This is a genomic window from Lacinutrix sp., assembly GCF_037625555.1.
Lineage (GTDB): Bacteria > Bacteroidota > Bacteroidia > Flavobacteriales > Flavobacteriaceae > Lacinutrix.
This window is the reverse complement of the sequence record NZ_JASJHV010000058.1, coordinates 25,898-33,275: the sequence shown is the minus strand read 5'-3', so window position 1 is coordinate 33,275 and position 7,378 is coordinate 25,898. Positions and strand designations below refer to the sequence as shown.

At 31.7% G+C, this 7,378-nt stretch carries 6 protein-coding genes and 1 tRNA gene; 6 read left to right on the top strand and 1 reads right to left on the bottom strand.

Features of this window, described 5'->3' with window-relative positions; all coding sequences use genetic code 11:
* Positions 1 to 238 precede the first annotated feature (238 nt).
* Positions 239 to 320 (bottom strand) — tRNA-Leu (locus QNK89_RS04760).
* Between the two features lie 146 nt (positions 321 to 466).
* Between QNK89_RS04760 and QNK89_RS04755 the strand changes: the two genes are divergently transcribed.
* From QNK89_RS04755 to QNK89_RS04730, 6 genes are all read left to right on the top strand, one after another.
* Positions 467 to 1,408: a ribose-phosphate pyrophosphokinase gene (locus QNK89_RS04755; RefSeq protein WP_340169820.1), complete on the top strand. Its 942-nt coding sequence runs from the start codon at positions 467 to 469 to the stop codon at positions 1,406 to 1,408.
* 54 nt (positions 1,409 to 1,462) lie between these two features.
* Positions 1,463 to 2,086, top strand: coding sequence for a 50S ribosomal protein L25/general stress protein Ctc (locus tag QNK89_RS04750; protein WP_340169819.1), 624 nt, complete (start codon positions 1,463 to 1,465; stop codon positions 2,084 to 2,086).
* 151 nt (positions 2,087 to 2,237) lie between these two features.
* Entirely contained in the window at positions 2,238 to 2,804 is a 567-nt protein-coding gene (gene pth, locus QNK89_RS04745; RefSeq protein WP_340169817.1) for an aminoacyl-tRNA hydrolase, read from the top strand.
* Between the two features lie 84 nt (positions 2,805 to 2,888).
* Positions 2,889 to 4,943 (top strand): M43 family zinc metalloprotease, encoded by a 2,055-nt coding sequence (locus tag QNK89_RS04740; protein ID WP_340169816.1) that lies wholly within the window; start codon positions 2,889 to 2,891, stop codon positions 4,941 to 4,943.
* Positions 4,944 to 5,025: 82 nt separating this feature from the next.
* On the top strand, positions 5,026 to 5,946 hold the full coding sequence (locus QNK89_RS04735; protein WP_340169815.1) for a bifunctional riboflavin kinase/FAD synthetase: 921 nt from the start codon (positions 5,026 to 5,028) through the stop codon (positions 5,944 to 5,946).
* Positions 5,936 to 7,246, top strand: a complete 1,311-nt coding sequence (locus QNK89_RS04730) for an HTTM domain-containing protein (RefSeq protein WP_340169814.1) — start codon at positions 5,936 to 5,938, stop codon at positions 7,244 to 7,246. The genes QNK89_RS04735 and QNK89_RS04730 overlap by 11 nt, the downstream gene beginning before the upstream one ends.
* Positions 7,247 to 7,378: the final 132 nt, after the last annotated feature.

Below are 7,378 nucleotides of genomic sequence, written 5' to 3'. Positions count from 1 at the left end.
AGCAGATGCGACAGAACCAAGACTTGCTTCTTTAGGGTTATATATCCATTTCACATCTAATCCTCAAAAAAGAAAACGACTTTAAAATCGATATAGGGGGTGTTATTTTGAGAATGATGGTTGGGATTTTTGGAGTTTTTTTTTAAGCTTAGATTAATTTACCGTACAATAACCGTACAAATACATAAAATAAAAAACCCCAAATAACACATATTCAGGTATTTGAGGTTTATATCTGTACTCAAAGTGGGAATCGAACCCACACTTCCGAAGAAACTGGATTTTGAATCCAGCGCGTCTACCAATTCCGCCATTTGAGCAATTAAATAGTGTGCAAAAATATATATATTTTAATTAAATACCTTAAAAATACTACTGATTATGCTTCATAGATGAAAAAAAATTATAAATTTGCAACTTATTAAAAATAACATAGTGTATATCACTATTTTAAAACATTTTTACGATGCCAAACACTAAGCCAGACGCAAAGATTTTTACTATAACACAAAGTAAAGTTTTAGCCGAGAAAATTGCGCAAGTATATGGTGCGCAATTAGGTAAAGTAATTACGTCGACTTACAGTGATGGAGAGTTTCAACCATCTTACGAAGAGTCTATTCGTGGCACAAGAGTTTTTATAATTGGATCTACAAATCCAAGTTCTGAAAACTTAATGGAAATGTTATTAATGCTTGATGCCGCAAAGCGTGCTTCTGCTAGACATATTACAGCAGTTTTACCATATTTTGGTTGGGCAAGACAAGATAGAAAAGACAAACCAAGAGTACCAATTGCAGCAAAATTAGTTGCTAAAATGCTTGAAGCAGCAGGAGCTACAAGAATAATAACCATGGATTTGCATGCAGATCAAATTCAAGGGTTCTTTGAAAAACCAGTAGATCATTTATTTGCATCTACAGTGTTTTTGCCTTACTTAAAGGAGTTAAATTTAAACAATTTAACTATAGCTTCTCCAGATATGGGTGGAAGTAAAAGAGCTTATGCTTATTCAAAAGCACTAGAAAGTGATGTAGTAATATGTTACAAACAACGTGCAAAAGCAAATGTAATTTCGCACATGGAGTTAATTGGTGATGTAACTGGTAAAAACGTAGTATTAGTTGATGACATGGTTGATACAGCTGGAACATTAACTAAAGCAGCAGATTTAATGATGGAGCGAGGTGCTTTAAGTGTAAGAGCAATATGTACTCATCCAATTCTCTCTGGTAATGCTTACGAAAGAATAGAAAATTCTAAATTAGAAGAGTTAATTGTAACAGATTCTATTCCTCTAAAACAAGAAAGTAAAAAAATTAAAGTTATAAGTTGTGCAAATTTATTTGCAGAAGTGATGCATAATGTACACTACAACACAGCTATTAGCTCTAAGTTTTTAATGTAGTTTAACTACATTATATAAATAAGTATATTAATAAATTAAATATAAATAACAAAAATGAAGTCAATTACAATCAACGGATCCCAAAGAGAAAGCGTGGGCAGCAAAGCAACAAAAGCCTTACGTAATGCTGGTCAGGTTCCTTGCGTATTATACGGAGGAGACAAATCAGTACATTTCTCAGCAGCTGAATTAGCATTCTCTAAATTGGTGTACACACCTAATGCGCATACAGTTGTAATCGAATTAGAAGGAGGCGAATCTTTTAATGCAATTTTACAAGACATTCAATTTCATCCAGTAACGGATAGAATTCTACATGTAGATTTCTACCAAGTATTCGAAGACAAGGAAATTACTATGGACATTCCAGTTAATTACATTGGAAACCCAAGAGGAGTAAGAAATGGTGGTGTATTACGTAAAAATAAGCGTAGCTTAAGAGTAAAAGCCTTACCAGGAAATTTACCGGATTATATAGATGCTAACATTGAAGAGCTTAAAATTGGTAACAAACTTTATATAACTAAACTAGTTTCAGAAGCTTACACTTTCATGCACCCAGAAAACACTGTTGTGTGTTTAGTAAGACGTTCTAGAGCAGCAGTAGTAGAAGATGAAGAAGAAGAAGGTGCTGAAGGTGCTGAAGGAGATACACCTGAAGAAACTGCAGCAGAATAAATAACAACATCTTATAAATATTATTAAAGCATCCTGATTTATTCAGGATGCTTTTTTATTTTTACAAAAAAACAACTCTAAAATGTTTAATTGTATTAAAGAATTGTTTAAAAGAAATAATATTACAATAAGTATTGAAGAAACAAGTCCTATGAAAAAATTCTTAATTGTTGGTCTAGGGAATATTGGAGAAGAATATGAACACACGCGACATAATATTGGTTTCAAAATTTTAGATTTTTTTGCTAAAAAAGAATCGATAGTATTTGAAACCAAAAAGCTTGGGGATATAGCTACCTATAAATTTAAAGGAAGAACTTTTATTCTTTTAAAACCAAATACCTATATGAATTTAAGCGGGAAAGCCATTCTATATTGGCTTACAAAAGAAAAAATATCTATAGATAATCTCTTAGTTATTACAGATGATTTAAATCTACCTTTTGGTATTATTAGACTAAAAACTAAAGGTAGTGATGGTGGGCATAATGGATTAAAAGACACTCAACAAAAGTTAAACACTTCAAAATACAATCGCTTTAGATTTGGCATTAGGGACGCCTTCAGTAAAGGCAGACAAGTAGACTATGTCTTAGGAGAATGGTCTGAAGAAGAAAATTTAAAATTAAATGAGCGCTTAGAAAAAGCAACAGAATTAATTAAATCTTTTGGCTTAGCAGGTATAAACGAAACAATGAATAGTTTCAATGGAAAATAAATTAACAACAAGAATTTCATTATAATCGGTTAATTGACTATTTTTATAAATATTTTAACAAAAATAACTTAATAATACATCAACATGAAAAAAATTACTTTCAAATTATTAATGCTTACAATGTTTTGTTTGCCAACACTTGTCTTGGCTCAAAACAAAGTGAACGCACAACCGGAAAAATGTTTGACAGACATTTATAATGCCAATTTACTAGAAACAAACCCAGACATGATGGGTAGTGAAACTTTTAAGTTAAATCTAGAGCAAAAAATTAATAACGCTAAAAATAATGGTTTCAAGAAAGTTGTAGTAAACATACCTCTTGTTATTCATGTTTTACATAACGGAGAACCAATTGGTTCAGGACCAAATATTACAGATGCACAAGTATTATCTCAAGTAACTGTTTTAAATGAAGACTTTAGAAATATGGTTGGAACTCCAGGTCAAAGTTCTGCTGGTGGTGTAGATGTAGAAGTTAATTTTGTATTGGCACAACAAACTCCTAATGGTTGCCCAACAAATGGAATTAATCGTGTTAATATTTGTCAAGATGGTACAGATCAAGCAGCTGTAAACTCTTGGAAAGCTCAAACGATATGGAATCGTGATTTATACATGAACATGTGGTCATCTAAATATGTAGGTGATTTAAATGGTATTCTTGGTTTCGCACAATTTCCTGGTGGCCCAGCAAATACTGATGGTGTTAGTGCTGGACATACTTATTTTGGAAGCTCAGATTACAACGACGGAACGTTTAACACAAGTCCTCCTTACGATAAAGGAAGAACAATGACACATGAAGTTGGACACTATTTAGGTTTATTCCACACTTTTCAAGGTGGATGTGTTGGAGCAGGTGATGGTGTAGCAGATACACCTGCAGTAGACGCTCCAAATTACGGTTGTCCTACTGGACATAGTTCTTGTGGAACTGTTGATATGTTAGAAAACTATATGGATTACACAGATGATTTATGTATGAACACATATACCGCTGGGCAAAAAGTTGTAGTTCAAGCTGTATTGGCTGGTTCTAGAAGTACATTATCTACTTCTAATGGAGCAAATCCTCCAGCATCAGTAGCTACTGATGTTGAAATTGCAGTAGAAAGCACAAATGTATCTTGTGGTACCGAAATAAATCCAGCAGTTATTATTACTAACTGGGGAACTAGCCCAATCACAAGTACAGTAATTACTTACGATATAGATAATGGAACTCCAACAAATTTTAATTGGTCTGGAGCATTAGCTTATGGTGAATCTGAAACTGTAACATTACCCACTATGACTTCTACAGATGGAGACCATGATATTAACGTGACTGTTGTTACTACTGGTGATGCTCGTGTATGTAATAATACAGATTCAACTTGTTTTACATTATCTGCTTCTGCTGGAGCTTGTGCGTCGGTAGGAAACTCTACAGATAATTACTTTACTAGTACTACTGGTGTAATCTTCAATACTATAAGTAATTTAGATAATAATCCTGGACATCCAAATGATAGTGATAATGGCTATTCGGATTTCACTAATTTATCTACAGATGTTAATAAAGGAGCAGCTTACGATCTTTCAGTTTTTGTAAATACAGATGGTCCATATTTTGTAAGAACTTTAGCTTGGATTGACTGGAACCAAAACTGTACTTTTGATGCTAATGAAGAATATGATCTTGGAGAATCTATTGATGTAGATCATGGAGTAAGTTCAGCTTCACCTTTATCAATTTCAATTCCTTCCGATGCAATTGTTGGAAGCACAACTATGCGTATTATTACTAAATGGTCAGGTAACTCTGGAGGATTATTTACTCCAGTAGCTTGTGACACTGGTCATGATGGAGAAACGGAAGATTATTCACTTAATGTTTTAGCACCATTAAGCGTAGATGAATTTGGTTTATCTGCAATCTCAATTTTCCCTAATCCAACAAATGGAATATTAAATATTAAAGGATTAGAAATTGCTTTAGAAAATGTAGAAATTTATAGTATTACTGGTCAAAGAGTAATGACTGTAACTACAAACCTAGAGGCAATAAATGTAAGTGCAATTGCTAACGGTGTTTACTTTTTAAAATTAAACACAGCTAATGCAACTAAAACAATTAAGTTTATAAAAGAATAATCTTTTATAATTCTATTTAAAAAAGCGGATTGAAAGTAATTTCAATCCGCTTTTTCTATTTTTGTAATTAAATTATTGATAATTGAAACCTAGCTTAGTACAAAAAAGTAATACTGTAGTAACAATTGGCACCTTTGACGGTGTGCATATTGGGCATCAAAAAATTATTCAACGGCTGATTGAAGTTGCTAAAAACAAAGGCCTTACATCTACAATACTTACCTTTTTCCCGCATCCAAGAATGATATTACAAAAAGATGCAGATATTAAACTAATAAACACATTAGAAGAAAAAGAGCAGGTGCTTAAACACTTTGGTTTAGAAAATCTTGTGGTTAAAAAATTTACCAAAGAGTTCTCTCGCTTATCTGCCCAAGAATTTGTTGAAAAAATTTTAGTTAAACAGCTAAAAGCCAAACACGTAATAATAGGATATGATCATCATTTTGGTAGAAATAGGAGTGCTAACATTGAAGATTTAAAATCTTTTGGAGCTCAATATAATTTTGAAGTAGAAGAAATAACAGCTCAAGATATTAATGATGTATCAGTAAGTTCAACAAAAATTAGAACGGCATTACTTGAAGGTGATATAAAAACAGCAAATAGCTATTTAGGCTATACCTTTATTATTTCTGGAATTGTTGAAAAAGGCAGAGGAATTGGAAGAACTATAGGTTTCCCTACTGCAAATATTGCGATTAAAGAACACTATAAATTAATACCTAAACAAGGTGTCTATGTTATAAAATCTGTAATAGATAATGAAACAATTTATGGTATGATGAATATAGGCACAAACCCAACACTTAGTGGTGTAACAGAAACTATAGAAGTTAACCTGTTTGACTTTGAAGCCAATTTATATAATAAAAAAATAACTATAGAACTTCTTGAGCGGCTTAGAGACGAAGTAAAATTTGAATCTGTTGATGCGCTTAAGCAACAATTAACTAAAGATAAAAACAACGCTTTACAATTTATTAATAGTGATGCTAAATAAATTCCTTTTTAAATATATAGATAATAGTTCACTAATTGTTTTTAGAATTATTTTTGGTTTTTTATGTTTTGCAGAATCTGTAGGAGCTATTTTTACTGGTTGGATAACAAAAACACTTGTAGAGCCTAAATTTACATTTACTTTTTTAGGTTTCGAGTGGTTACAACCATTACCAGGAAATTGGATGTATATTTATTATGCAATTATGGGTGTTTTTGGTCTACTTATTATGTTGGGCTATAAATACAGGTTTAGTGCTTTCATGTTTTTTATAATGTGGTGTTCTGTATATTTTATGCAAAAATCATCCTATAATAACCACTATTATTTACTGGTTTTACTTAGCGGAATAATGGTTATTTTACCTGCACATAAGTATGCTTCTTTAGATGTAAAGCTAAATCCAAAATTAAAAAGTATTGCTATGCCAGCTTGGTGTAAATGGATTTTTGTTATCCAACTCTTTATTCTATACACTTATGCCTATAAAGCTAAATTTTATCCAGATTGGTTAGACCTTAGTGTTCCATCATCTCTAATGCAAGGAAAGATAAACTACCCAATTGTTGGCCAATTTTTACAAAATAGTTTCATGCCATACCTTGTAGGTTATGGAGGTATTTTATTTGATGGTTTAATAATACCTATGCTGCTTTTTAAAGCAACTAGAAGATATGCGTTTTTTGCTTCTATTTTCTTTCACTTATTCAATTCGTTTATATTTCAAGTTGGTGTATTCCCTTATTTATCATTAGCCTTTTGCTTGTTCTTTTTTAAACCTGAAACGGTTAGAAATCTGTTTTTAAAAGGAAAAGAACTATACACTAAATCAGAAATTATAGTGCCAAGCTATAAACCTATTTTAGTAAGTTTAGGATGCTTGTATTTTGCAATACAAATTGTTTTACCAATACGTCATCATTTTATACAAGACAGTGTTTTATGGACAGAGGAAGGCCATAGATTATCTTGGAGGATGATGCTGCGTTCTAAATCTGGTTATACAAATTTTAAAGTAGTTAATACATCTACAAATAAAACAACACCAATAAACTTAACTAAATACTTAACTAAAAAACAAATACGATCTGTTAATTATAAACCAGATTTTATATGGCAGTTTGCTCAATATCTAAAAACTGAATACAAGAAAAAAGGCGAAGATGTTAAGGTTTATGTAAGTGCACAAGTTAGTGTAAATGGCAAGCCGCATAAACACTTAATTGACGAAAAGGTAGATTTAGCAAATGTGAAGTGGAACTTCTTTTCACACAACGATTGGATATTACCATCAAATTAGCAAACTAAACTGTTTTTTGCCTAACAAAATCTTACTACTTTTACAGCGTTAAAATTTGAGTTACAATTTTGCGTTAGGGTTTGACGTGACATCCTTTTTTATTTCACAAATAAAAAAAGATATAACATAAAG